We start from the raw sequence: 25116 nt of genomic DNA on the forward strand, positions 1-25116 counted from the left end.
GCGGGCATATTGCATCCCAAACCCCACAGGCAAGGCTGTGACTTAGTGTCCGCGCTGCACGATATAGTCTGCGAGCTGCTGCAGTAGCAGGGTATCGCCATCGAGACTTTGCAGTGCCTGGGAGGCCTGGGCGTGCAGTTTTGTCAGCTTGTCCCGGGCGCCGTCGACGCCGAGCAGAGAGACATAAGTGGGTTTGTTGCGCAGGGCATCGGCGCCCTGGGTTTTGCCCAGAACCGCGGTTTCAGCAGTGATATCGAGAATATCGTCCTGAACCTGGAATGCCAGGCCAATAGCTTGGGCGTAGCGGGTAATAACCTCCAGCTCCCTCTCGCTGGCCCCCCCCAGCAGTGCGCCCATACGTGCGCTGGCACAAATCAGAGCCCCGGTCTTCAGGCGGTGCATGGGCTCCAGCTGATCCAGGGTCAGGGTTTGGTCAACGGAGTCCAGGTCGATAGCCTGGCCGGCGACCATACCTCGGGCCCCCGCCGCAGTGGCGAGCTCACGCATTAGCTGTAACTGCAATTGAGGCGCGAGCGGTTCTGCGAGAAGCAACTCGAAAGCCTGGGTTTGCAGTGCGTCGCCGGCGAGAATGGCTGTGGCTTCGTCATAGGCGATATGACAGGTGGGGCGACCTCGACGAAGGTCGTCGTCATCCATTGCCGGCAGGTCGTCGTGGACCAGGGAGTAGGCGTGAATGCACTCCAGGGCCGCCGCTGTGCTATCGCAATAGGCCAGGTCAAAATCGACACCCCGAAAAACCTGGGCACAAGCGTAGACGAGAGCGGGGCGCAGGCGTTTGCCGGGGCCCAGTGCGGCATAGCGCATTGCTTCGAACAGCTTTTCTGAGCCGTCGATCGGGGTGTTGAGCGCCTGCTGGATTCTGCTTTCGACGCGTGTGGAGGAGGCCTGTAGAAAGGCTTTCAGCTCCTCTGGCAGGTTTGCGGAACTCACTTAAACTGGGTCCCCGGAGTTGTCGTCGGCATCAAAGGGGAGCTCGCGGATATTGCCGCTCTCTTCAATTAACAGCTTCACTTTCTGCTCGGCTTTGGCGAGCTTCTGTTGGCACTCCCGGGTGAGTTTCACTCCCTTTTCGAAATCAGCGAGAGCCTCCTCCAATGGGAGATCTCCGCCTTCGAGTCGCTCAACCAGCTGTTCCAACGCCTCGAGACTCTCTTCAAAAGTTGCTGTTTTTTTCTTTGCCGCCATAGCATCGCCTCTTAATTGCGGGGCAACCTTAGCGGCTGGCGCTGCGGGGGTCAATTCCATGGCCCCCTCATCCGGGGGCCTCTTCTCAGTGTTGTTTAGGCGTGCAATTCCTAGAGGCTCGACTCCCGAGATAAAAGATAGTGCGCCAGGGCTTTTTTCTGCACCGCCGTAAAGTTGTAGTTAGGCATTGGTGGTGTTGGGGCATCGAAGTAGTCAGCCAGAGTCTGCGCTGTGTATTTAGCGGACAGGTTGCGCAGGGGAAACTGGGCCTGATGGCAGTGGGCACAATCGTTAGACCGATAGAGCTGCGCGCCCAGTTGAACCACCTCGGCATCTATTGAAAGCGCGTTGGCCGTGGATGTTTTTTGCAGTTGTGGCTGCTGTGTTGTCAATACAGCTTGGCGAGAGGCCCCTTGGCTCACACGATAAACTGCACCGGCGTAGTCATCGGAAATATAGATATTGCCCAGTTTATCCTCGGCGATGGCGACAGGGCGGCCGTAAACCGTTTGGCGGTCATTACTGAGAAATCCCCACAGGAAATCCCTCTGTTGAATTTCCCCGTCGTCACTCCAGTGTAGGGAGACAACTTTATAGCCATCTTTCACGCTGCGATTCCACGAGCCGTGCAGGGCGACCAGCGCTGCATGGCGATAATCCTTAGGCTGTTCCACACTGCGCAAAAATTTAATCCCGAGTGGCGCGTTGTGAGCGCGAAATTCGTACACAGGAGGAATTGAGTCAGCAGTCTTTTGCTGGATTTCAGGGCTTGCATCCACCCCAAGATCCGGATCGGGAACCCGGTCACCGTAGGCGTAGGGCCATCCGTAGAATTGGTCTTTGCGAATCAGGTTGAGCTCATCTGGCGGCAGGTTGTCGCCGAGCCAATCGCGGCCATTATCTGTTGCGTAAAGTCCGCCATCTTTTGGAGACCAATCGAACCCCACACTATTACGCAGGCCGGTGGCGTATATTTCAAAATTATCTCCGTTTGGTTTCATTCTCATGATGGTTGCGCGGCGAGGATCCTTTTCAATACAAACGTTGCAGCTGGAACCACTGCTGAGAAAAAGCCATCCATCGGGACTCATATCAATAGTTTTTGTCCAGTGTCCATCGTCCTCAAGATTTTCAATAATTCTCTGGTAGCGCCCAGCGAGTCGCCCATCGGAATGATCAAAGGGAACCCGTCCAACTGCGTCACTTTCGGCAATATATAACCAGCCGTCGTGTAGCAATAATCCGTGGGGCCGTTGAAGATTATCAATTAGGGTCTTTTGCCCGTCACTGCGGCCGTCGCCGTCTTTATCTTGTAATAAAAGTGAAACTTTGCCATGTTTAGGCTGAGAGACGATGATGTCTCCATTGCGGGTCACTGTGAGCCAGCGTGCGCCGGGAACATCCCCTGCAAATAACTGGACCGAGTATCCATCTGCTGCGGTCAGCCGGCCTGTCACTTCTTTTTCTGTTGTTTTGACACCACCGACCAGTTGGCGCCAAGGCACGCTGACGCTGGATTTAAAGGTGGCTAAGGCGGTAGAAAGCACCGCGCCGAGGGCGATAAAAAATATTAGCGTATATTTCAACGTTTTCTTCATGGTATCGATTGAACTTGAAATAAAGATGTTTATAGTTGCCGCGCTTATCTATTTACCCCTATAGTTAACACGGGATTAATTTCCTGTCTTCCCTCCCTTTTGTAACAGGTAACTCAGTTTGTGAGATATCTCTTACACAAAATTCAGCAGATTTCCCCTACTTTTTTCTCCCTTGATGTCCATAATTAACTTGCAAGGACGCGAAAGGGACTGCACTACTGCGGCAATGGATAAATGGATTGCGCCGCTCGCCCTAGGGATATGGGCACCATCCTGTGAGACGCACCGCCCGGGCCGGATTGCCTGGGCGGTGTTTTACATTCTGCTTTAACCTGCCTGTTGCTGCCTGCAACGCTTTCCACAATTTACACCTTTCTTTTGTAATTTGCTGTTATTCCATCAGCGGCATGTCGCTGTCTGGAATTTGTAATAGTTATCCGCTTTAATGTTGATAGGCCGGCCAAATTACCCATGGGCCGGCGGAGGGTGGCGCATTCAGTAATCTACCAGCAGAAGTGCCCGTATTACCCAAGGCAAAACTACGCCTGTGGGCATCTGTATTTTCGTTGGTAAAAAAGCTTTCAGACTCCTCCATCTTGTCTGGGAGCAAGCTTTTACTTTCGAAGGTGGCAGTTTTTTCTAATGCTGCGAATCGCGCCAGCTTCTGTCATCGTCATCCAGTCCCTTCGATCTGTCACTCCAAAACTTCTTTTTTCTTCTTTATAAAAACCGTTGTGATTACACGGAAACAGTTCCGGGGCTGCCTTGTTCTATTCGACTGTGGGGAGGCGAGGTTATGCACGCGAGAATATTGCGTTTAAACCTGGCGGGACAACCGCTGGAATGGCTGAGTTGGCAAGAGGCATCCTGTCTGTACGTGCGGGAGCTGGTTACATGGTCGCTGGGAGGTGTTGTCCAGCGGGTGAGAGGAGGCTTTAATCGCGATGGCGATCGTTCCAGCCTTGATCTGGCCGCTATTATCGCCTGTGGCGGTGCACGTATGGCCCGTCCGCGCCGGCGCCCACCTCTAACAAATCGAGCACTGTTTTTTCGCGATTCCCATACTTGTCTTTATTGCGGTAATTTCTTTAAAAGTGTGGATTTGACACGGGACCATGTTATTCCTGTTTCCAAAGGCGGAGTTGATTCTTGGGAAAATGTGGTTGCGGCCTGCAGGCGCTGTAACCAGCATAAGGGCAATCAATTATTGGAAAATATCGACATGGAGTTGTTGGCCTTGCCCTTCTGCCCCAATGCAGCTGAATACCTTGCCCTGATTAACAGTGAGCGGATTCGCGGCGATCAGATGGAGTTTCTGCGTGGCCAGTTTTCACGGCGACGTCAACAGGGGTGGTTGTTGCACTAGCCCGTCGGATCAAAATGAGCAAAAAAGAAAAGGGGCCAACAGGCCCTTTTAATTATGTCTTGTCGTTAGGTGAAGATACTGCAGAGCGGATCAGGCCGGCTAGGTATTCGGTGAAATTGTGCCCGTGGTTTTCCATCATTTTGGGGAACATGGAGTTAGGTGTCATACCGGGAAAAGTATTGACCTCATTGAGGTAGAGTTCGCCGGTCTCTGTCAGGAAAAAGTCTATGCGGGACAAATCCTTCAGCTTTAGGGCTTTAAAAGTGCGCAGGGATACTTCGGCTATCCATTGAAGCTGTTCTTCGTGAAGATCAGCAGCTTCGATAAAGGTGACCGCGCGGCTGCCCTCGGCATACTTTTCCTTATAAGTGTAAAAAGTATCCGTTGGGGCGCGTACTTCTCCCGGGCGGGTTGCGATCACATCATCATCGTAGTGGTAAACCGCAACTTCCAGCTCTCTGGCTTTCAATGCTTTTTCTATCAGCACATAAGGGGAGAGTTTAAAGGCGTCCTCGATTGCGGCCTCTAAGCCCTCTTTGTCACGGACCTTAAAGCAACCTACGGAAGATCCCTGATTGGAGGCTTTAACAAACACCTCGCCCCAGTTCTCCAGGGCATCGTGAGCTTTTTGTAGCTCCTCGACTTCAGTGCTGTGCAAAAACTCGTAAGGTGTGTTTTCAATACCCAGAGCGCTGAGCCACATCTTGGTTTTAATTTTGTTAAAGCAGATTTTGCTGGGCTCAGGTGCAGAGCCGAAATAGGGGATGCCGAACATATCCAGTTGCGACTGCAAATCGCCGGTCTCTCCCGGGTAGCCGTGAATTGCAGGAATTACGTAGTCCACATCCCAGGAGTTACCTTCTTCATCGCGAATTTTGCGATCGTAAAAGATATGGTAAACCCGGCCCTGGCTGTCGGTAAGGCAGCCACTGCTATCCATTTCCACCCGCAATAGGGCGATGTCCTCTGCCGCTGACAACTTGTCCTCGATAAAATCAGCAGTTCTGAGGGATACGTCGTGCTCGCTGCCGCCACCGCCGCAGATAAGCAAGGTGTTAATCATAAAATTATTCCGTCGTAGTGCCTGCCGAAGGTGCGGTTAATACCTGTTCGCACTGTTGAGGCAAGGTCTTTGGTTTCGGCTTTTTCTGTTTCGGCTGGGGTTTAGTGCCATTGAGAATTGCATAGAAGTCATCGCTAAACCACCAATCCAGGTCACTGCCACAGGCTGCAGTGGTCACTGGTGCCTGGGGCTTACAGTTGGTGCTTCCCTCTGGGCAGGCCAGGCGCACATGAAAATGGTAATTGTGCCCCCACCAGGGGCGCACTTTTCGCAGCCACTCGTTATCTTCGCCGGATATTTCGCACAGGTGGCGCTTGATGGTCGGGTGTACAAAAATTCGTTCGACCCGATGGTCCTCTGCGGCCAAGCGCAGGATTTTGGGAACCCGGTCGTCCCAGTTTTCAGGGATTAGGCGGTGTTTGCGCTCATCAGCCAAGGCAACAGCAGAAATATTATCACGCTCCCACGGGGTGAGGGGACGCTCTGCGGCTCGCCGATCCTGGGAATACCAGATGTCTACGTCCAGGCCAGTTTGGTGGCTGTTGTGCCCACCACTGCCGAAAGGGCCCCCTCGAGCCATAGACATGTCACCGATCTGGATTCTGCCCAGATCTTTCTGCGCCACGCTCTGGGAAAACTCCTTCAGGAAGTTAATGGTCTGGGGGTGGGCAAAATGTCGGTCGCGGCCAGTCCTCACCAACTGATAGCCCTCTCCCCTCAATGGCAGGGTTTCCCCGCCACTCAGGCAGCCATTGGTATAGGTGCCAATACTCGATGGTGTCTGTGCACTGGGCCCTTCGACCTTATCCCAGTCGTTGGCACTTGCGGCGCCGCTCGCCAGGGCCGAGGCGAGAATCAGGGAGTGGGTTAGTTGCCGTAAAAATCCCGCTTTAAAGGGGCTAACGGCCTCGGTAGTGGATACTGAATTTTGAGCTTTCGGGTGCATAGGTCCCTGGATACCAATAAGTCACAGTTGTCGGGCCACCTCAAGTGGCGCCCGACGAGTATAGACAGACAGAGTGCTAGCTCTGTGACGCAAGTATCTCTTTGCAGTTCCGTATCAGCTGCTCCATTTCCTCATCGGTGCCAATAGAGATACGCAAGTACTCACTGATCCGGGGCTTGTTGAAGTAACGTACGAGAATATTACGCTCCCGCAGTGCCAGATACAGGGCTTCTGCGCCGGGCTCCGGTGGTTTGGCTAGAAGGAAATTGGCTTGGGAAGGAATCACTTCGAACCCCAGGTCTGTAAGCGCCCGCTCACAGCGCTCGCGGGTGGCGATGACCTTGCCGCAATTGTCGCTGTGCCAGGCAGTATCGCGGATCGCTGCAGTGGCCACACGCTGGGCAATGGCATCAATGGGGTAGGAGTTAAAGGAGTTCTTGGCTCTCAGCAATCCTTCAATCAGGTGCTTCTGCCCCATGGCAAAGCCGAGGCGAAGCCCTGCGAGGGCATAGGACTTTGACAGTGTGTGTATCACCAACAGGTTGGGGTAGCGATCGATGAGTGTTGCTGCACTCTGTCCGCCAAAATCGATATAGGCCTCATCAATAACCACCACTCTCTCAGGCTGTGAGCGCAATAGCTGCTCAATCTGCTCTAGTGGGAGGTACCGTCCTGTGGGTGCATTGGGGTTGGGAATAATTACACCGGCTGCGGGAGCGGCATAGTCCTCAAGCTGGATAGAGAAATCACCGTGCAGGGGAACAGTGCGGCTTTTGATATTGAAGAGCTGGCAATAAACCGGGTAGAAACTGTAGGTGATATCCGGAAATAGCAGGGGCTCGCTGCGGCGAAAAAAACTGTAAAAACTCAGAGCCAACACTTCATCGGAGCCATTGCCCACAAATACTTGCTCAGCAGAGAGATTGTGCTTATCGGCAATAGCGCGGCGCAATTCACAGGACTCCGGGTCGGGATAGCGGCGCAATGCATCGGCAAAGTCGTGTTGCTCCAAGAGCTTTAAAGCTTCGGGAGAGGCAGGGTAGGGGTTCTCATTGGTATTGAGCTTTATCAGGGTTTCACTCTTGGGCTGCTCCCCGGGTGTATAGGGTTCCAGCTGGTCGAGCCCTGGGCTCCAATAAATCTTGCTCATGATTCCACCTCTGCGGTACTACTTTGATTGTCGCTGGAGGAGCCTTCAGCGCCTTCTTTAGTTTCTTTTTTCTTGATGGGGATATCAAACAGATCGGCCGAATTTCCAATAAATTCCTGCATGGGAACAGGGTTGCGGAATAGCATATTATCGTATTTCAGCTCTGTGGATATCGGCGGAACCTCGCTGAATTCGTCCATGTTGTTAACGCTTTCAGCTAAGCCCAGGCCGAGGAATGCCAGTGGCAGTGTCAGCGCCACTGTCCAGCGCCAGCCCCTGGCGAGGTTGGTGGCCAAATAGCAGGCGGACCAGAGCATTGCCGGTAATATGATGGCGAGTACCAGGAAGTCCAGGACCTGAATAGTAGTGCCGATGGCAAAATTGAAATTGATTAGCCCCCTCAGCCATTCCCAAAAAGTGTAAGTTAGTGCACCTATGGCGGCGATGGATAGATGGGTGAAAAAGTGCGTTTCATGCCTGACAACCCTGCCGATAAATGCCCAGACTCCGGCGTAAATCACCATACCAATTATGGCCGTGGCAAGAATGTTGACGGCAATAGTCCATTGATAGTTTCGGGCGTAACCGAGGTAGCTCATCAGTACGCTGGCGAAGCCAAAACACAACAGCAGCAGTATTGCTCCCAGGGGGTGGGACAAGCTGGAAAACAGGTTCTCCAGTGAATGGAGAGGGGTAGCTTCAGGTACCGGGTCATCCGTATGGAAAACCCGGAAGCGTGACTTCCCACACTGCAGCAAGTCACCGGAGGAAATCCTGTGTTGAGCGATGGTATCGGGTTTAACAGACTTGTCTTTCAGGTTTCCCAAAAGCTGGCAGCCGTTGATCGAATTGAGGTCGTGTAAGACGTACTGGCCGTCCTCTCCCCGCTTGATTTGGGCATGGTGGGCATCGGAATGGATGTCCTCCAGAATTGCATCATTGTCATAAGCGCGGCCCAGGGTAAATTTATCCCCGTCCATTCGGTAGCGCAGCTGCACCCGGTGGGCGCGATTGAGTTCTTCAATAATCAGGGCCATTGGATCTCGCTCGTAAACTTCTGGGTAAAGGCGTCGGCGGACTCCTGGGTAAAGCCGGACAAGGTAAAGTGGCTGACCAGTGCGCGATTTTTCTGATCCACACTTAGGCTCAGGAAGAAAATATCGTAGAGGTCAGGAAAGTCCTTGTAGCGCCTGACACAGTAGCTGGTGCGCGCGATCAGGGGCTCGCGATTGCGATCCGGCTTCGATACCGAGGTTTCATTGCCGCGCTCCTGAGAGGTAAATCCTTGCTGGCAGCGGAAATTGGTTACATCTTCTTCTCCAGCGCTATTGCCTGGGTAAAAGGAGTCCATCTGCCCTTCGTACTCGGCATAAAAGCGCGCGGGCAGAAGATCCTCGGCTTGCAGCCAGAAAAATTCGTACTCTACCCGCCCGGTGTTGAAGTCGTCGGACAGGAAAATAACATCTTGTCCGGTGCAGCCTTTATCAATTCGTTTGATCGGGTTAGTTTCGCTCTCTTGGGTGTTTCCCCAGCATTTAATGGCTGGAATTATTTCGCCGACAACCTGGGCCTCACCGAGGGCGCGACGCTGCCAGTCGGCCCTAAGTATTGAGTCGATAATTTTTTGCTGGTTATCCAAAAGCTGTTGATAAGTTACTTGCTTCAGGTTGAGGGTGCCGCCCTCGGTGCGGTAGTGTTTTAAAAGCGATGACAGCTTATCCACTGGCACCAGAAAGCTAACCTGGTTGCCCGCAGTTGCCACATTAATGCCGACTACCTGCCCCTGGGTATTGATCGCTGGCCCGCCGCTCATTCCCGGATTAATAGATCCGGCAAAGTGAATGCGATCGTAGAAGCTACCGCCGGCAATACCGTTATAGGTCCCGGGAATCAAGGTCATGCCCAGGTCCAATGGGTTGCCCAGGGAGACAATGGTTTCCCCTTTTTTGGGGGTGTCTGTCGCCAATTCCAGGTATTCGTCTCCCGGTTTCTCCTGGCGCAGCAGCGCCAGGTCATTGACCACATCAATATCCAGTAGAGTTAATTTTCCCCGGGTGCCATTAACTGCAAGATATTCCAGGGAGTACTCATCTGGCTCACTAACCGCTTGAGCCACTACGTGGTAATTGGTGGCGATCAATCCATCGGGGGAGATTTGAAAGCCTGACCCTAGGCCGGCTTTTGAATTGGAGGATTTTTCGATAAGTCGAATTTGATAGAGGCTGCCGCGATAATCACTGTAGAGCTTTTCATAGCCTTGCGCCATTGCAACAGTGGATAAGCAGCACAGAACCCAGGCGAAGAGGCACGTGGAAAGTTTCGGCATTTTAAATTGATTAAATTGTGGACAGGAAGCGTGATACTACGGGATATAGGATAGTGCAACAAGCGCCCATCACCGGCGCTATCTACCGGTGATGGTTTTGTTTTGGATGGTTAGAGATAGTCCACAATTTTTGGCTGTGTCTCTATCACTTTTTGGTGCGACTCGAGATAAAAGCGGCTGAAGAGTTTGTCGGCTTCTTCCGGAGCGATAAAGCCCTCGCTAAAACCAGGGCTAACTGGATCGAGATGCAGGCGCGCGCAGTTGATCACATGAGCGGCCATCTGCGCCATATTTTCATCCCCAACAGAAATTCGGATAGTGGTTGGGAATATACCCGCCGCTTCCATTGCTTCAGGTGATAGCTCTGAGTGAGATGTCAGGGCGGGGCACAGCACCATGGTATTTGTCTGGCCCAAGCTCACCATCTGCCCGAAAGCGGGCTCCAGCGCGTCAAAGAAACTTTTAAAGGCTTCGGTGGGAATCTGCGCAGCTTCCATATCAATGCTGAATAATGGTGTGGGGAACTGGTAGCGCATCAGCGATTCTCGCAGCCCGGAATTGGGATGGGTTTCCACTGCATGGCTATTGACACGAATCTTGCTGTGACTGGCAAAGAAATGGCTGAGGCTCAAAGTATTAATGCACTTGGTGAGCATGCGCATTTCCAGGGTGCGCATACCGCAATGCACTTCCCAGGCCTTGTCTGCATCCAGGAAAGCCCCTTTGATGTAATAAACATCCCAGAACATGCATTGATCCCAATTAAGGCCTTTTGCGCTGTCGCCTTTAGGGATAAACATGCGGTGGTTTTCGCCGATAACCACACCGGCAGTGGCGGCACCGGTGCCACCGATATCCTTGGTGTAGGAGTGAACAACAAAATCCGGTCTCTCTTCCCTATTTTTGCGGCGTAGTGGCTGGTATAGGAAAGGGGTTGCCAGGGTGGCATCCAGGCTTACCAGGATATTTTCCCGGTGAGCGGTTTTACAAATAGCCGGTACATCCAGCATGATCCCGTGGGGATTGCATGGCGATTCAATATAGACATGTATTTTTGCTCCGGCACTGATTGCGTCTGCGTATGCTTGCTGGGTATCAGCCAGTAGCTTTTCGAACTCTTCACCGGTAGTGCCATCAAACCAGGCCAGATTGATAGACAGTTTATCTTTGCGGGCGTAGAAATCCTGTAATAGCTGGTGAGTGCCGCCATAGATATTCCTGGAAACAATTAAGATATCCCCGTGGCGCAATTGATTTGACAGGAGTGCATCGATTGCAGCCATACCGGAATTAAAATTCCAGGCCATATATTCACTGGCTTCAGGTCCGCATTCCAAATCCACAATAGCATTGGCCAGGGAAATGGAAGTGGGGTTGAGTAAACGTGAATAAATATCGTGGCTTGGCTCGCGCCCACGGAAAGCATCGTCCACCCACTCGGTGCAGGCATAAATGTAAGTTGCTGTGCGAGCAATTACCGGGGTTGCAGAAAAAATAGCGGGAATATTATCGAACAGGGGGTAACCACCCCGTGTGGTGATATTAAAGTCGTCCCCCTGTAGGCTTTGAAAGCTGGCTCGCAATGGGTTTTGTAAGGTGTCCAATAATTTCGCCAGCTGGAAACTCATAAAGCGTTTGGCATTGAAATAGGCAATCTTGTCAGACTTGTCCAAGCATTGGAGTGTGTCCGTTACCTGGCTCCACAGCTGGCTTAGATTGCCCTGTGCCTGGTAGAGCAGGGTTGCGGTCTGTTCTAACAGTTTTCCATGTTCTGATTCACTATCAATACAAAAGTGCTGCAATTGCTCTTTTGCCAGTTCATCAATATTTTTTGCCTCGGTGCTGTTGCGGCGGGGAGAGAGAATTTTTACATCTTCTAGGTTCGCTTCCATTGTGTCCTCACTATGTGATGCTTTTTGTTATATGGCGACTCTAACAGTCCTGTGCGGCGCATAAAACACTTGGCGGACAATTAGTATGTAATTTGCTGTGTTTTGGCGTGATCGATCTGTAATTTGGAAATCTGTACAGTAGCTTCCAGTTGAGGGGGTAGGTGGCTGTGGTAATGGTTGCCGGCCATGGAAAGGCAGCCCCCACAACATTTAAACAGGATTTAATTTCCTCGTAGCCTTAGGTGGTGCGATGAAATAAAGGGATTCAGCGCAAGCTGAACGGTCAAGCTGGAATCGACAGGTGTAGAGTCTTAGTCGATTCTCTTGGATGAGCTTGTCCGGGCATGGATGCCAAATTTTGCTCTTGATAGTGTTGTTGTAACCGTCGATGGTTGGGACCATCATTTCAGGCCGGCAGTTTTATTACTGCCGGCTTTTTTTTATTTATTGCTCTGCTGTGAAGACTGCTAATTCTGAAAATATTCGACTTCCTTAAGCCTTTTGGGCCATCATTTATCGATTCGTCTGATGTGGCTCAGTTAAGATTAAATCATTATTCGGTTTCAACAAATGCTCAGCATATCTCCAGTGAAGCTCCATATGAGTCGACATTTTTTCATTTGGTGACTCCTAGAGGTGTTCCCCCTTAAAGATATTTAACTTAGCGTGAAACACCTGTAATGGGGTGTGATCGACCTGTAATGCTTAAGTTTGTACAGTGAGCACCAGTTGAGGGGGGATAGGTGATTGTGGAAACAATTACTTCGCCATGGAAAGATAGCCCCCGCAACGACATTTTGGATAGATTTAATCCCCTAGTGCCTGAGGTGTTAGGGAGTAGAGGGATTCAGCCTAAGCTGAACGGTCAAGCTGGAACTGGCAGGTGCAGAGTTCAGTCGATTCTATTGGATATGCTTGTCCGGGCACGGATGCCAAATTTGCTCTTGATAGTGTTGTTGTAACCGTCGATGGTTGGGACCATTATTTCGGCTCGGTAGGTTTAGTTCTGCCGGCTTTTTTTAAGGCTGAAGCCGGTTATGATTACACAGTCACGGACGTATTTTACAGAAAATAAATCGTCCTTTGGTGACACCATATAACAAATTTAGATATAGGGATGAAACAGATGAAAACTTGTGCTGAGCGCCCCCTCCTTAATCTTGAGGTGCCCAAAGAGGGGCTGACCGTTGAGCTAATGTTGCAACCGCAAGAGCAGGTCGACAAAGAGCCCCAGTACTGGCCTCTTTTTAATGCTGGAAATGACAGTGAAGAAGAGTATTTTGGTAACTGGAATATTGATATCAAAAGTGGTGGTGTACTCACTTTAAAAGTAATCCTAGACCTTTCCAAGGTTCCTGGCAGAAATCTTGAGTTTGTTCGTTACCGCCAGAATCATAAACTGGACGGCTTAATCGCATTAACTCCAGATTTTCGCCATCAGTTCCGCGCGAGAGCTAAGGAAGTCGATGGCGAATATACGACTTTGATCATCAAAATCAAAGATAAGGAAGAGATTCCGGATAACTTTGCCTTTTTATGGATGTGTGTAGATGCCGAGACAGGCATGCACTTTGTTTCTGGGGACCCAGAGGCTGTTATTTGCCCTGTTCCGTAACGCATAAAAAATTTTTAACGGTATCTGAAGCTTGGGGTTGGGTGCATAAATTCTGAAATGCGGGCATTGAAAACCAGTCTGCACTCATCCCTTGGCTTATAAGCTCCTCTGTATGGTAATTAGCGGACTGCCACTCTTCTGCGAGAGCGTATACTTGTGCGGCAGTGTGTTTGATGTATGTACTTTCAGGAGCCTCCTGTAATAGATCTTTGATGAGAGAGATTGAGCCGGCTGTTTTACCTAAGTAGGCCAAAGATTGAGCTTGGTAGCGTCTTTCCTTTAGGCTATCCCCACGCAGGCTGATCTCTAGAGCTTTTGAAAAGTATTTTTTCATTTGTTTTTCATCGGAAAGCATTAAGTATGTTTCTGCAACATAAATGTTCATCTGAAGGTTTTCAGGAGCTGTACTCAGTACGTCTAGATATTCATGTAATGCTTCAGGGTACTTTCCGCGCAAGAAAAATACAGTTCCAAGGTTAGACTTGGTTGACCAATCCCGAAGGTCTTTGGGGACAGATGATATAAATTTCTCTGCCTTTTCAAGATTTCCTGTTTCAAGTTCAACTACACCCAATAGGTTATGTGCCGACCACTTCGTAGGGTAAGTTTCTATTAGTTGTTCAAGAATAATTCGAGCAGAATCATAATCGCCTAGTGAGACATGATTCATAGCGATGTAGTAGTTGTTATTAAATGAAGGATTGAGCCCTGCAGCTTCTATTGCATATTTCAAGCTTTCTTCATAATCCCCCTGCACCCAAAGAAAGCGGGAGAATTGTGATAGATTTGCCGCTGATGGATATCCCCGATTTTCAAGTTTCTTACGTATTGAATCGAAACCAGCTTTATCTGTACTTAAAGATTTTATTGTAAGTTTAGCTTCAAGAATTGCTAATTCATCAGCTCCAAAGCCTTCTGCGCTGGTTAGTATACCTAGTGCACCGGATAAAAATTTTGTGTCGTTGGTATTTGCAAAAAGTGCTCCAGCAGCTTTAGCGTAAGCGAGATAGAGGTTGGTGTTTACAGGATATTTTCCAATTAATATATTTAATGTTTTTAAATCAGCTTCGCTAATGCTTGTCTCTCTATCTGTCTTAATGAGGATTTCTAAGAAGCTATTGTAATCATCTGAATCCATTAGGACTGATTTACTAGACTCTTTCCGGTAGCTCTTGGGAAAGAGTTTGAGGGCGATATTACTTATCGTATATTGAGATTCTTGACGTTTGTCACTCAGAAATGCAAAAGTCGCCTGTTCTTTAATTTGGCTATTGGAAGGGTTAATTCTTTGAAGCTCTATATTGCAACGAGCCTGTATACAGTTTGCACGTGCTAATAAAGCATCAGTTACCCCTTTATTGTGAAGCGCTATTATATGATCTTCATTAGAGGTGTCTTTTAGCGTCATATAGCTCACCAGTGCAGAAGATTCAAGTTGAGAGGGTGTGCTCAGCAGGGCCTCCCTTATCATAGCCGCTATCATCATTTTTTCGTTTTGCCCATAGCCTGTCCCGTTGACCTCTACGGGTAATACAGCTATATATTGAGCGGGCTGCTGGAGATAGGTTTTCCACCCCCAGAGAGCTACTACGCAGGTTGCAGCTAAGGTAGCTAGTGCAACACCGATTCGGCTATGTTTTTTACGCGGTTTAATTAAGAGCTGCGTGATAGTTTCTGAATATTGATCAGTTTTATCATCAATACCGTGTTTTCGTAGCAGCTCTAGGGCTTCAAAAACCTGTTGTGCTGATTCAGGGCGCTGTTGTGGTCGCTTGCTTAGCAGCCGGTCTAAAAGTGCAGCAAGTGGCTTAGGTATTTCGGGCCATGATTCCTGTGGGGGAATATGAGGGCTCTGAGTAATTTGCTGAGCAAAAGCTAAAGCACTTTTATCTCCACGATCAAAGGGCTTTGAGTTACACATCAACTCGTAGGCAATGGTCCCGAGGCTAAATAGGTCACTGCGAGCATCGAGCTTGGCTCCTTGTAGCTGCTCTGGAGACATGGCTTGAACACTACCGGCAATATGATCCTCTCTGGTCAAATCTTGGTCGCAATCCAGGGCCTTGGCAATACCAAAGTCACTAATCTTGGCTGTGCCATCTATTGTGACTAAAATATTTTCCGGCTTAAGATCTCGATGAATAATGCCAAGGCAGTGGGCCTTGCCTAGACCTTGGCAGATCTGCATCAGCAGATCTAGCTTTTCTGCTAGCGTTGGTGAATTTTCACGCATCCATTCCTTTAGAGTAACTCCCTCAACAAGCTCCATTACCAAAGCAATGCTGTGATCTTCCTCGATAACATCGTACAGTCGTACAATATTGGGGTGGTTTAACCGTGCCAGTAACTGCGCCTCACTACGAAAACGAGCCTCAGCGGAGTTGCCGGTCATATCAGATCGAAGTTGTTTAATGGCAACTTTGCGCCCGAGTTTTATATCCTCAGCCAGGTAAACAACACCCATACCTCCGGCACCCAAGGTGCGCTCAACCCTGTAACGGCCTTGATATTTCTCAGTTTTCTCTAACGCAACTACGTCCATTGTAATCTGTTCTTTTCGGATAGATGGGTGATTTTACCTGATAGTACAATTTCGTGAAGGGATCTGTCGCCTTGTAAAGGGAAATGGTTCACGTTATTCCATTCTGTTTGATTTGCTTTTGGTGACTTAAGTGTCAGTTCTGTCAGGGCATAAGGTTGGATAATTGGCACGTAAGTCATCAAAACTGGCGATAGTGCAAATAGGTTGAAAGCCAATTGTGGTGAACCACACTGGGGCTGCGCCTAACTCCAAGGTCTTTCGTATATAGGCTTTGGCGGAGAGTATCTCACCACTTGCCATATAAACCTGAGCATGGATGTAATTTACAAACAAGCCGTTGCTTGGGGCAGTGTCGTCAATCTTTAATAATGTTTCAATGGCTTGTTCTGCCTGGCCCAGCTCTGAGTAGGCCCTTGCCCGGAGTAATAGACCAAGCGAATCTTGTTGATTCTGTGTCAGATTCAGAGCGTGCCGGGCAAGCTCTAATGATTCCGCTTGCCTGTTTTCTAGGCGAGCAATTTCTGCGAGCATTAGATATACATGAGGGGCGTTTGGGACGCGTTCAGCGATATGATTAAGGCAGCTTTTGGTGTCCTCGAACTGCTTCTCGATATAGTAGGATAAGCAGAGATTGAAAGTATCCCAATCCCCCAGCTGTTTTAGGCCCAGTTCTCTAAGGAATCGGATAGACTCCTTTGGATGGCCTGAGCCTAGCTCAATAGTTGCGAGTAGGGAAACAGCATCATTATATTGATTGTTGAGGCGAATAGCGTGTAGAAGTTGGAGTTTGGCGTTCTCCATTTGCCCCATTAAAATCAGGGTTGATGCCTTTTGGTGAAGATAAATGGGGCTGGTACGAATATCAAGTGCCTGATTAATGACATCCAAAGCACGCTTGTAATCCCCTCCCCGCTGGTAGGCTTTCGCGCGCAGAAAGTAGTAGAGCGCCTGGTCGGGCGATTGCAATTTTAACTTTGCGAGTAAGGTCTCTGTGCGCTCAGTATCTCCCAGGTAAATGGCAATACGTATTTTAGTAGCCAATACAGATGGAGAGTTGGAAATCTTTGCAGGTATATTTTTTAGGAGCTCATTGAGCCTGCCCCGTATTTTGACTTTCCGTGAGTGATAGAGGTGGGTGACTAGCAGATCCGCCAACAACTCATAGTACGGGGGGAAATAGGGATTCTTCTCTAGCAGCATTTCTATTTTGGTAATTGCATTAGCAACATTTGCTTCATTATTGCGCTGCTCAAATATCTCGAGATAAAGTTGGTAGTCTGCTGGGCGTAAGGTGAACTGGGCTCCTTGGTTTTCTATAGGGTAGTTGGGGAGCAGGTATTGCAGTTGCTGAAAAACGCGTGCACGGCTCTCTAACGGTGCATCTAGGTTCAACATGGTGCTACGGTTGGAGGTCTCGACGAAATTTTCGGTTTCTATTAAAGCGAATGAAGCTTCGCACAGAGTCGCTTCACAGTTCAAGGCGAATTGCAGTAGTAGTTGTGCGTTGAGCGCTTTCGCTTGCTCACGCAGGGGCTTGTCTTTTAGCTGTTGCGACTCCGAATAGGGAACTAGCAGTAATGCTGCTTGACCGGACAATCCCTGCTTGATGGAGCTGAGAAGATTGCTGGCCAGTAGCCTTTCCTCGCGGTTATGTAGGTTGGATAAATCTGGCTCAATAATCGCAATATATTTTGCCGGGGGCTCTTTGCTGCTTGGCGGGAAAAACCGAGGGAAAGCCGCAGCGGCTAAGCCTAATAGTATTGCTCCGGCAGCCAAAAGTATTCCAGCTAGGAGTTTGTGGCTTTTGTTTTTGCGTCGGTGCTGTACATGAAAATCTTCAGTTGTGACCGTTATTTCGTGTTCATCGGTATTTTGTTGAGTCGATGCTAGTTGACCTAGTATCACATCTAGGTCGCTGGCTACAGCAACAGCACTGACGGGACGCTTGTCAGGGTTTTTGGCTAGTAATTTATCTAGCAGTTTGCATAGTGCTGTAGGAAGACCTGTATTAATTACTCCTGCAGGAGGGTGCGGATTGTTGATAATCCGATCGATAATAATATATGGACTTCCGTGCTTGCCAAACGGTGGTTGGCCACATAGCAAGTGATAGGCCAGCATCCCCAAAGCAAATAAATCACAGCGGCAATCCAGTTTTTCGCCGAGGGCTTGCTCGGGGGACATGGCGTACCAGCTTCCGGCTATATGCTGCTCTCGAGTGAGTGCTATTGTATCCTGCCAGCTACGAGCAATGCCAAAGTCCGCGATTTTAGCGATATTATTGTTATCAATAAGGATGTTGTCAGCTTTTAGGTCGCGGTGAATAATGCCGGCGGCATGTGCCCGGGCCAACCCTACAGTGATTTGCTTGAGCAGTTGTATTTTCTGGCGAAGACTGGGGTTGAATTCCCGTGCCCAATAGGTGAGCGGACGGCCATCAACATACTCCATGACGAGGGCTACATCGTCCTGTTCTTCTACAACATCGTAAATTTGTACAATATGGTTGTGGTTCAGCTGAGCGAGCAGTAATGCTTCCTGACGAATTCGCTGTGAAGCAAGCTCATTGTCGGGATTATTGAGCAGCCGCTTTATGGCGACTTGTCGGTTGAGCCGCTCATCTTTGGCAAGATATACAACCCCCATCCCCCCAGCTCCAATCTGGCCGATGATTTTGTAGTGCCCGATATAAGAAGGTGGTTGCGATGACATTGTAAATCTTGCTAAGGGGTGAGAGATTCAGTTCCGCCACCCTGGCAAGTAATGACTGAATAGGTAAATAGGAGGCTTAGCCTTAAGCCTCCTTAATTAAGATAAAATTATACTACTTCCGGCTCTGCTTTCGCTTCAAGTTGGTTGCCTTTGTATATTTCGAACTGTGGGCAGCCGATGCGGATTTCCCAGGAACGGCGCTCTACCAAACTGGAAGTATCCACAGCGTCAGGTAGTGACTCTGAAATTTGTTTGCGAGCACGGAAAATTTGGGTGTTTAGATGGTTTACTGTAATACCTAACTCATGAGTGGCCACTTGAATAGAAACCCAGCCCTGGGAATCTGTATCCATACCGCTCTGCATATCCTTGTAGCGGGCACGGGCGAGATATAGTAAGAGGTAGTTATGAATTCTTGCGGGTAGGGACTGCTTCATACCCTCACGTTGAAGCTGTAGTTGTACATGCTCTTCGTGAGAGCTGACAGAGAACCTCAATTCAAAGTCGACAATTGATAGTTGCTGAAGTGATAGTTCCTTTGTGGCCCCTTGGTTATCTGCGAGGAAAAGCTGCCAGCTATTAAGCCCACAATCGATACGATCGCCATGGTTGACCAGGATCTTATCGCCATCATCAGCAGATGCACCAGTAAACTCGTATAGCCACTGCCCAGTGAGGGGACTGTACTGCAAGCTGGCAAGAGGCTCATTTTCATTAGGCAGCAGGTGAAACTGCTCTAGCTGCTGAGCTTCACCGGACTGGATATCAATCAGTAAATTCTCTGGCCCGTCGAGGTTCTCAACAATCCAGGCTGGATTGTTGGCTCGTCCAAACGCGAGCTTGTCGCCAGTTTGAAGTGGATAACTCTTCGCTGGCACTAGCTGCTGGCCGTTCAGCCAAGTTCCATTTCGGCTGAGGTCGCGGATATTCCAATGTGTGCCTGTCCACTGCACAGCAGCGTGAATCCCGGATATTTCAGCACTTGTGATTCTTGTGTCTACTGCACCCTGCCGGCGCCCAATGGTGTGGTGTGCCATTAAGTAAACTGGTTGTTCCCTATCTGGATGCTGAAAGCAAGCCATATTCCTACCCTTATGCCGTGGCCAACCTAACTTGTGGCCTGATTGCGACAAAATTCACTCAAGCTAGCGTGATGCCTGCCGTCTTTGTTCCGCAACATCTCAACAGAACAAAGTATCTCTTATCACTTACAGCAGCTACCTCTCTCTGGCTGCAGCACTACATGCGATGAGGGACACGAGAGTGTGGTGCTGCCTCATTGGTAGGCTTGGAGAGAATTGCCCCGGTCTTGAGTGATTTAGCCACTAAGACTTATGAAAATTGTTTTTTTTTGCTCTCGCCTTATTAAGGTTTAGAGAGAGCAGAATAGATGTCAGAAATTGCGCCTATTTTCGCTGAAAAGTTGTGCTGCCGTCAAAAAGCTTGAAGGCCTTTTCGGGATATTAGTTGTGAACTGGTTAATGTTACCTGTGTACACCGTTGTACACCTATTTTTCAATACCTATGAGCAGACCTGTCGATTACATCTTCTTCTATCAATGGTGACACAATATATTTCATTGGAGTGCGACAGTACCAGCTGGAATGGTACTATTTCAGTGAATAAGTGCCGTCTTGATTTTTATTGAAAATAAGTCTCAATTGTAAAAGGTAATGGATATTGTTTACCGTAGAGATTGGCGCTTTTTAGCGACTCACTTGTCGTTGCCTGTGGGATGTTTATGGTGTATGCGGGCTGGCGCATTGTTAATCAGATGCACTTAGGTGACACTTTGCAGCTAAAGAATGAAAATTTAGCGGTAGTGAAGTCCGAAGCAAAACGCTGGGGCACTCTGACGATATTTAACCTTTGGGCCAACGCTGCACAAAGTCTCGCTGGCTATACCCTGGCGGCAACCCTATTCCTTGGTCCCAATACGAATGCTTGGCTGGTTCTCGCTGGGATCGCTATTGCAGCAATTTTAATTATCATCTTGTTAAATTTAATCGGTGAACCGAGTGTTAAATACGGTATACCGTTTCCTGTATTGGCCAGGGCGAGTATGGGGGTCCGAGGTGCTAACGTCCCTGCGTTGCTTCGGGGGAGCGTGGCAATATTTTGGTACGGTGCGCAGACTTGGTTTGCTGCCCATGCCATGTCTTTGTTACTGAGAGAGTGGTGGCCACAAGCTGTCGGAGGGCAGTGGCTGGCAATGGACCGGATCGATTGGGCTTCCCTCGTACTTGTCTCCTTATGTCAGGCTCTTCTATTTTTCAAAGGTATCAATACGATCCGTTGGTTTATCAACCTGGCTGCGCCATGTGTCTATGGAGTGATGCTCGCGCTGTTGTGGATGCTAGTAGTTCGCAGTGACGGACAGTTTGTATTTGCAGTTGCTACTTTCTTTGATCGGTCTATAGCATCCTGGGGCGATGGCTTGGTCCAGCTCATCAAAGTCACAGGTACTATGTTGGCTCTCTATGCGCCGATAATCCTAAGTTACGGAGATTTTGCTCGTTTCTGTAAGAACGAGTCTGTTATGCGAAGGGGAAATTGGCTGGGAATCACTATAAACATGACTGGCTTTGCAATAATTGTTCTGTTCACCACTATCGCCGCCCAGTCAGTTTTCCACCAGAACTTGGCAAATCCCACTGATATTGTGCAGAAGCTTGGGAATCTGGAGCTGTCATTGATCGCTGCGGTTGTTTTTTTTACAGCAACGGCCGGTATCAATGTGGTGGCGAACTTTGTGGCTCCAGTTAACGATATTTCAAATCTTCTGCCAAAGTACCTGGGGTTTCGCAGGGCAGCATTGATAACGCTGTTTCTGGCCTTTCTGATTAGTGCGTTGTGGCCCGCTGTTATCAAACAAATCGGTTTAGTGGCGTTCGTAAACTGGATGGGGGTTTTCCTGGCGCCTGCCTACGGTGTCATATTGTCTCACTACTACTTAATAGAGAAACGCCAGATGGAGGTTGAGCAGTTGTATTACAGCGATAGTGATGGGCGTTATTACTATTTCTGTGGCTGGAACCCGCGAGCACTGCTGACTTTATTGGCGACATGTATTGTTATCACAATGTTGGCTCTTTTCTTACCGAGAGGGTTGATGGCAGGCGTCGACTGGCTATTGGCTGCGGCTGCTGCTTGCGTTGTTTATTGGAGTGTTGCGAAGCGCAGTTAGGGGGAGCCCGGAGGTATTTCCGGGCTCAGGGGGCGTACTTTTTTGTTGTTAGATACGGATACCTTCGATATCCAGGATCATCTCAACTTTCTGGGAGGCTGGGCCTAGGGATTTGATACCGAATTCTTTCAGCTCGAACTCAGTGGTTCCACTGAAGCCCTGGCGGTAGCCGCCCCAAGGGTCTTTACCGCCACCGATATTGGTAACGTCAATTGTGATTGGCTTAGTGATACCGCGCAGAGTCAGTTCGCCATTTAGACGGGCTTTGCCGTCTTCCAGAGGTTCAAAGCTAGTGCTCTTGAAAGTAGCAGTGGGGAATTTTGCGGTGTCGAGGAAGTCATCACTGCGCAGGTGCTTGTCTCGCTCAGCGTGATTGCTGTTGAGGCTGGTTACATCGATGTCGACATTGATAGAAGATTTTTCTGGCTGCTTTTCATCGTAAAAGAAGGAGCCGTTGAAGTCATCGAAACGGCCGTACAGCCAGCTGTATCCAAGGTGCTTGATACGAAACTGCACAAAAGCGTGAGCCCCTTTGGTGTCGATTTTGTATTCCGCTGCTTGAGCTACAGTCCCCATCAGAGCTGCAATAAGAAATACAGAGAGCTTCTTCATGTCATTTTTTCCTTATTTGGTGGTTGAGAGTGTTGTTTGTACGTGTGAGTGATCGTCTGTAGAACCCTTTACACGGATGCCGATGATTCTGCGCAGCGTGCCGTCACGGTCAATAAAGTGATGCTTGAGGGCTGCCAAGATATGTGCTGCTACGAGTCCAATCAGGCCCCAAGCAAGGATTTCGTGGATAGATCCCGCAATGTCTTCCTGATTGGGAATTCCTTGTAAGGTTGCAGGGATGCTCACTATGCCGAAGACATCGATAGGGCGGCCATCGGCGGTAGAAATCAGATAGCCGGAAACCATGATTGCCAGTAGTAACAGGTAAATCAGTCCATGAGTGGCGGTGGCGGCAAACTTCTGCCAGCTGGGTGTTTGGGGGTTGCTCGCCGGAGGTGGGTTGGCAAAGCGCCAAGCCAGCCTGAAGAGTAGAAACACAAGCAGGATGATGCCCACCCCTTTGTGAATTTCAGGGGCTCGTTGATACCAGGGATCGTAGTAGGATAGCTGGCGCATCCACCAACCGAGAATAAAAGTCCCTATGATCGCAGGGGCCATTATCCAGTGGAGGGCGATGGCTACCCAGCCGTAGCTGGAGGAGCTGTTTTTGGCCTGCACTTCTCTCTCCTATTGGTAGTACGTCACACTTAGATTTGCTAAGTGCCACTAGGGTACAGCCTTTGGGCTCTACCACCAATGGGGAGTTCCTGAGTATGGGAAAGGAGTCAAAGGTGTTAGTAGGAAATGCCGCGCTATATCGAGCGTCCCGGAGAGCTTTCGCGCTCGGCCGCCTGAAGGATGCGCTCACAAGATAGCCGATCCAGCGCGGAAGAGCGCTGTGCCAGTTGGTCCGCCAGCCAGCTGGTGGAGTGCTCTTCATCCCCAAGGGCTAGTTGTTCCAGCTGCCAGATAACATTCAGTAGGGTCTCACGCTCAAACCCGGTCTCAACCGCCTGGCTGGTAAACAGATGGGGTTCCAGTTGTTCCAAATCGTTGCGCTTGAGCACTAACTCCGCATAGGTAGGGTACCAGCGGCTGCTAAACGGTTCTGGCCGCTGGTGGTAGTCGAAGGTGATTCGCAGCCGGTTTCCGTCGGCATCTTCCAGAAGCGGGGTGTCATGTTCGTAGGCGGGCAGCGCTGGATTGTTCCGCAAGATATCCACGATGGCGTGCCAGTCACTGGCATTTTCGTAACAGAGCCTGACGGGCTCTACCAGTTCACGGGTCCCCTTGTGATCTTCCAAGGACAGTTTTTGACCTGGACGGTACCAGTACAGGTTAAGAAGCTGCTCATCGGCCAGGTCTGCAAGATGCGCACTGGTTAGTGGCTCTTCAGACAGTGCACTCAGGTGGTCAACGGCTTGCTGTACGCTGAGCCATTGCTTGCGGTGGAAGTGTTGCTTATTACCTGTAATTCCCATTCTATTCTCCCGGCGCAATTCTACGACCTGGAGCCCCAAGTTTAGCAGGGTGCAACGCTGCTCCAGTTACTATCGTGCCTTTGCGGCGTGGGAAGATAAAAGTTGCTAATCCATGATTATAGAAAGGGTACAATGGCGCCTTTTCATATCCAGGGCATGCTGAAAAAATGAGGCCGCTCACTGGGCTGCTGTCACTGGTTTTATTCGTGCAGTTTGCGCTGATGTATCGCCGATAGATTAAGACTATTCAGTCAAAAAATATGGGGTTGAAATGCGTGTTACTCTCCCAGAGTTGCTGCGGTTTGATATTGCCTCTGGCGCGGCTAAAGCCTAGGCGCTCGGCGCATGAATTTATTGCAGTGGAGCAGTTTCCCATGAGCCATAAATATACACAGCCATGTTGATTGCGATAGGCAGCCTGTAGCCCGGATTATGTAAATATACTGATGAGAGCAGAGTCCGCTTAGTTTGTGATAAGTGGATTTCAAGATATTAAAAAAGAAACGGGTAACCTGTGAATATGGCGTGACAGCCTGACCTGTAAACCCGGAAAATTAAAAGAGCCTTTAGATGTTTAACTTTCTCCCCTCGTTTTTACTGTTGGTCATATCTTCGGTGTTGCTGGCCGTTAGCACATTGGTTTGTGCAGCCCCCATACTCTTGTTTTCAGTTTTTAGGTTTATTCTCCCTTTTGCCTTTCTGCAAAAACTTTTCATGGGTTTTTTTATTTCTTGGGCAGAAATGTGGATAACCCTAAATAAAGGCTGGATGAAGCTAACCCAAAGAACCCAGGTGGATGTACAGGGGATAGAGCATCTCGATAAACATGGATGGTATCTGGTCACAGCGAACCATCAAAGCTGGGTTGATATCTTTATTATGCAGTCGATTTTTAATCGAAGAATTCCATTCCTGAAATTTTTTGTGAAGCAAGAGTTGATCAAAGTTCCTGTGATTGGAATGTGCTGGTGGGCACTCGACTTTCCATTTATGAAGCGTTACAGCAAAGAGTTTTTGAAAAAACATCCGGAGATGCGCGGTAAGGATCTTGAAGCGACGAAAAAATCTTGCGAAAAATTTAAGCTAATACCCACCAGTATTATGAACTTTCTTGAAGGAACAAGGTTTAGTAAAGAGAAGCATCAAAGACAGCAATCGCCCTTCAAACACCTTCTAAAGCCCAAGTCCGGAGGGATTGCCTTTGCAATGCACTGTATGGGTGAGCAGCTGAACCAGCTACTGAATGTCACCATTGTTTACCCGGATGGTATACCTACCTTTAAAGATTTCCTTTCCGGTAAGTTAAAGAAAGTGATTGTTCGCATTGAGAAAGTCCAGTTGCCGAGCCGGTTTTTTGAGAGAGACTACGCAACCGATCAGGAGTTTCGGGTGGAGTTTAATCAGTGGGTAAATGAGTTATGGACTGAAAAGGATGCCCTGATTGATAAGCTTTTAATGGAAAGCAGGGCTTGAGCGGGG

20 protein-coding genes are annotated in these 25116 nt (G+C 49.2%); 5 read left to right on the forward strand and 15 right to left on the reverse strand.

The window, feature by feature from the left end; translation table 11 throughout:
- Positions 1-42: 42 nt before the first annotated feature.
- Genes ACJJI6_RS20015 through ACJJI6_RS20025 form a run of 3 tightly spaced genes read right to left on the reverse strand, consistent with a single transcriptional unit; the run spans position 43 to position 2804 of the window.
- Positions 43-936, reverse strand: coding sequence for a polyprenyl synthetase family protein (locus tag ACJJI6_RS20015; RefSeq protein WP_444942577.1), 894 nt, complete (start codon positions 934-936; stop codon positions 43-45).
- A 15-nt stretch (positions 937-951) separates the two neighbouring features.
- Positions 952-1266 carry an exodeoxyribonuclease VII small subunit gene (locus ACJJI6_RS20020; RefSeq protein ID WP_413663362.1) on the reverse strand — a complete coding sequence of 105 codons (315 nt, stop codon included), beginning with the start codon at positions 1264-1266 and terminating at the stop codon, positions 952-954.
- 50 nt (positions 1267-1316) lie between these two features.
- Entirely contained in the window at positions 1317-2804 is a 1488-nt protein-coding gene (locus ACJJI6_RS20025) for a PQQ-dependent sugar dehydrogenase (RefSeq protein WP_475711866.1), read from the reverse strand.
- Between the two features lie 796 nt (positions 2805-3600).
- Between ACJJI6_RS20025 and ACJJI6_RS20030 the strand changes: the two genes are divergently transcribed.
- Positions 3601-4170, forward strand: coding sequence for an HNH endonuclease (locus ACJJI6_RS20030; protein ID WP_475711867.1), 570 nt, complete (start codon positions 3601-3603; stop codon positions 4168-4170).
- Positions 4171-4222: 52 nt separating this feature from the next.
- Here the strand turns inward: ACJJI6_RS20030 and ACJJI6_RS20035 are convergent, their stop codons facing one another.
- The 6 genes from ACJJI6_RS20035 to ACJJI6_RS20060 all read right to left on the reverse strand — a co-directional run bounded on the left by ACJJI6_RS20035 (position 4223) and on the right by ACJJI6_RS20060 (position 11547).
- Positions 4223-5233, reverse strand: a complete 1011-nt coding sequence (locus ACJJI6_RS20035) for a D-alanine--D-alanine ligase (protein WP_475711868.1) — start codon at positions 5231-5233, stop codon at positions 4223-4225.
- A gap of 4 nt (positions 5234-5237) precedes the next feature.
- Complete coding sequence (mepA, locus tag ACJJI6_RS20040; protein WP_475711869.1) at positions 5238-6179, reverse strand: penicillin-insensitive murein endopeptidase; 942 nt, start codon at positions 6177-6179, stop codon at positions 5238-5240.
- A 76-nt stretch (positions 6180-6255) separates the two neighbouring features.
- Positions 6256-7329 carry a histidinol-phosphate transaminase gene (hisC, locus tag ACJJI6_RS20045; protein ID WP_444915501.1) on the reverse strand — a complete coding sequence of 358 codons (1074 nt, stop codon included), beginning with the start codon at positions 7327-7329 and terminating at the stop codon, positions 6256-6258.
- Positions 7326-8366, reverse strand: coding sequence for an FHA domain-containing protein (locus tag ACJJI6_RS20050; protein WP_475711870.1), 1041 nt, complete (start codon positions 8364-8366; stop codon positions 7326-7328). The genes hisC and ACJJI6_RS20050 overlap by 4 nt, the downstream gene beginning before the upstream one ends.
- Positions 8357-9655 (reverse strand): S1C family serine protease, encoded by a 1299-nt coding sequence (locus ACJJI6_RS20055; protein WP_475711871.1) that lies wholly within the window; start codon positions 9653-9655, stop codon positions 8357-8359. Before ACJJI6_RS20055 ends, ACJJI6_RS20050 begins: the two co-directional genes overlap by 10 nt.
- Before the next feature lie 110 nt (positions 9656-9765).
- A complete protein-coding gene (locus ACJJI6_RS20060; RefSeq protein WP_475711872.1) occupies positions 9766-11547 on the reverse strand; it encodes a trans-sulfuration enzyme family protein in 1782 nt (593 codons plus the stop codon).
- Positions 11548-12430: 883 nt separating this feature from the next.
- Between ACJJI6_RS20060 and ACJJI6_RS20065 the strand changes: the two genes are divergently transcribed.
- Positions 12431-12622: a hypothetical protein gene (locus ACJJI6_RS20065; protein WP_475711873.1), complete on the forward strand. Its 192-nt coding sequence runs from the start codon at positions 12431-12433 to the stop codon at positions 12620-12622.
- 42 nt (positions 12623-12664) lie between these two features.
- Complete coding sequence (locus ACJJI6_RS20070) at positions 12665-13162, forward strand: hypothetical protein (protein ID WP_475711874.1); 498 nt, start codon at positions 12665-12667, stop codon at positions 13160-13162.
- Here ACJJI6_RS20070 and ACJJI6_RS20075 read toward each other — a convergent pair.
- From ACJJI6_RS20075 to ACJJI6_RS20085, 3 genes are all read right to left on the reverse strand, one after another.
- Entirely contained in the window at positions 13143-15704 is a 2562-nt protein-coding gene (locus ACJJI6_RS20075; protein ID WP_475711875.1) for a protein kinase domain-containing protein, read from the reverse strand. The two genes, ACJJI6_RS20070 and ACJJI6_RS20075, sit on opposite strands and share 20 nt — an antisense overlap.
- Before the next feature lie 126 nt (positions 15705-15830).
- Entirely contained in the window at positions 15831-18416 is a 2586-nt protein-coding gene (locus ACJJI6_RS20080; protein WP_475711876.1) for a protein kinase domain-containing protein, read from the reverse strand.
- Positions 18417-18523: 107 nt separating this feature from the next.
- Positions 18524-19498 carry an FHA domain-containing protein gene (locus ACJJI6_RS20085; RefSeq protein WP_475711877.1) on the reverse strand — a complete coding sequence of 325 codons (975 nt, stop codon included), beginning with the start codon at positions 19496-19498 and terminating at the stop codon, positions 18524-18526.
- A 711-nt stretch (positions 19499-20209) separates the two neighbouring features.
- On the opposite strand from ACJJI6_RS20085, the gene ACJJI6_RS20090 reads away from it, so the two are divergent.
- Positions 20210-21604 carry a cytosine permease gene (locus ACJJI6_RS20090; protein ID WP_475711878.1) on the forward strand — a complete coding sequence of 465 codons (1395 nt, stop codon included), beginning with the start codon at positions 20210-20212 and terminating at the stop codon, positions 21602-21604.
- 48 nt (positions 21605-21652) lie between these two features.
- On the opposite strand, the gene ACJJI6_RS20095 is transcribed toward ACJJI6_RS20090, so the two are convergent.
- The 3 genes from ACJJI6_RS20095 to ACJJI6_RS20105 form a co-directional block, all read right to left on the reverse strand.
- Positions 21653-22216 (reverse strand): YceI family protein, encoded by a 564-nt coding sequence (locus ACJJI6_RS20095; protein WP_108734532.1) that lies wholly within the window; start codon positions 22214-22216, stop codon positions 21653-21655.
- A 12-nt stretch (positions 22217-22228) separates the two neighbouring features.
- Positions 22229-22834 carry a cytochrome b gene (locus tag ACJJI6_RS20100; RefSeq protein ID WP_475711879.1) on the reverse strand — a complete coding sequence of 202 codons (606 nt, stop codon included), beginning with the start codon at positions 22832-22834 and terminating at the stop codon, positions 22229-22231.
- 134 nt (positions 22835-22968) lie between these two features.
- Positions 22969-23637 (reverse strand): hypothetical protein, encoded by a 669-nt coding sequence (locus ACJJI6_RS20105; RefSeq protein ID WP_413663348.1) that lies wholly within the window; start codon positions 23635-23637, stop codon positions 22969-22971.
- 570 nt (positions 23638-24207) lie between these two features.
- Between ACJJI6_RS20105 and yihG the strand changes: the two genes are divergently transcribed.
- Positions 24208-25110 carry a 1-acylglycerol-3-phosphate O-acyltransferase, YihG family gene (gene yihG / locus ACJJI6_RS20110; protein WP_444934191.1) on the forward strand — a complete coding sequence of 301 codons (903 nt, stop codon included), beginning with the start codon at positions 24208-24210 and terminating at the stop codon, positions 25108-25110.
- Positions 25111-25116 lie beyond the last annotated feature (6 nt).

It is taken from the genome of Microbulbifer maximicatervae (SeqCode) (assembly GCF_056232625.1).

Bases quoted from the DNA above. Each gene is read 5' to 3' on its own strand.
- ACJJI6_RS20020 (WP_413663362.1), bottom strand. From the start codon at position 1,266: ATGGAATTGACCCCCGCAGCGCCAGCCGCTAAGGTTGCCCCGCAATTA.
- ACJJI6_RS20025 (WP_475711866.1), bottom strand. From the start codon at position 2,804: ATGAAGAAAACGTTGAAATATACGCTAATATTTTTTATCGCCCTCGGC.
- ACJJI6_RS20030 (WP_475711867.1), top strand. From the start codon at position 3,601: ATGCACGCGAGAATATTGCGTTTAAACCTGGCGGGACAACCGCTGGAA.
- ACJJI6_RS20035 (WP_475711868.1), bottom strand. From the start codon at position 5,233: ATGATTAACACCTTGCTTATCTGCGGCGGTGGCGGCAGCGAGCACGAC.
- mepA (WP_475711869.1), bottom strand. From the start codon at position 6,179: ATGCACCCGAAAGCTCAAAATTCAGTATCCACTACCGAGGCCGTTAGC.
- hisC (WP_444915501.1), bottom strand. From the start codon at position 7,329: ATGAGCAAGATTTATTGGAGCCCAGGGCTCGACCAGCTGGAACCCTAT.
- ACJJI6_RS20050 (WP_475711870.1), bottom strand. From the start codon at position 8,366: ATGGCCCTGATTATTGAAGAACTCAATCGCGCCCACCGGGTGCAGCTG.
- ACJJI6_RS20055 (WP_475711871.1), bottom strand. From the start codon at position 9,655: ATGCCGAAACTTTCCACGTGCCTCTTCGCCTGGGTTCTGTGCTGCTTA.
- ACJJI6_RS20060 (WP_475711872.1), bottom strand. From the start codon at position 11,547: ATGGAAGCGAACCTAGAAGATGTAAAAATTCTCTCTCCCCGCCGCAAC.
- ACJJI6_RS20070 (WP_475711874.1), top strand. From the start codon at position 12,665: ATGAAACAGATGAAAACTTGTGCTGAGCGCCCCCTCCTTAATCTTGAG.
- ACJJI6_RS20075 (WP_475711875.1), bottom strand. From the start codon at position 15,704: ATGGACGTAGTTGCGTTAGAGAAAACTGAGAAATATCAAGGCCGTTAC.
- ACJJI6_RS20080 (WP_475711876.1), bottom strand. From the start codon at position 18,416: ATGTCATCGCAACCACCTTCTTATATCGGGCACTACAAAATCATCGGC.
- ACJJI6_RS20085 (WP_475711877.1), bottom strand. From the start codon at position 19,498: ATGGCTTGCTTTCAGCATCCAGATAGGGAACAACCAGTTTACTTAATG.
- ACJJI6_RS20095 (WP_108734532.1), bottom strand. From the start codon at position 22,216: ATGAAGAAGCTCTCTGTATTTCTTATTGCAGCTCTGATGGGGACTGTA.
- ACJJI6_RS20105 (WP_413663348.1), bottom strand. From the start codon at position 23,637: ATGGGAATTACAGGTAATAAGCAACACTTCCACCGCAAGCAATGGCTC.
- yihG (WP_444934191.1), top strand. From the start codon at position 24,208: ATGTTTAACTTTCTCCCCTCGTTTTTACTGTTGGTCATATCTTCGGTG.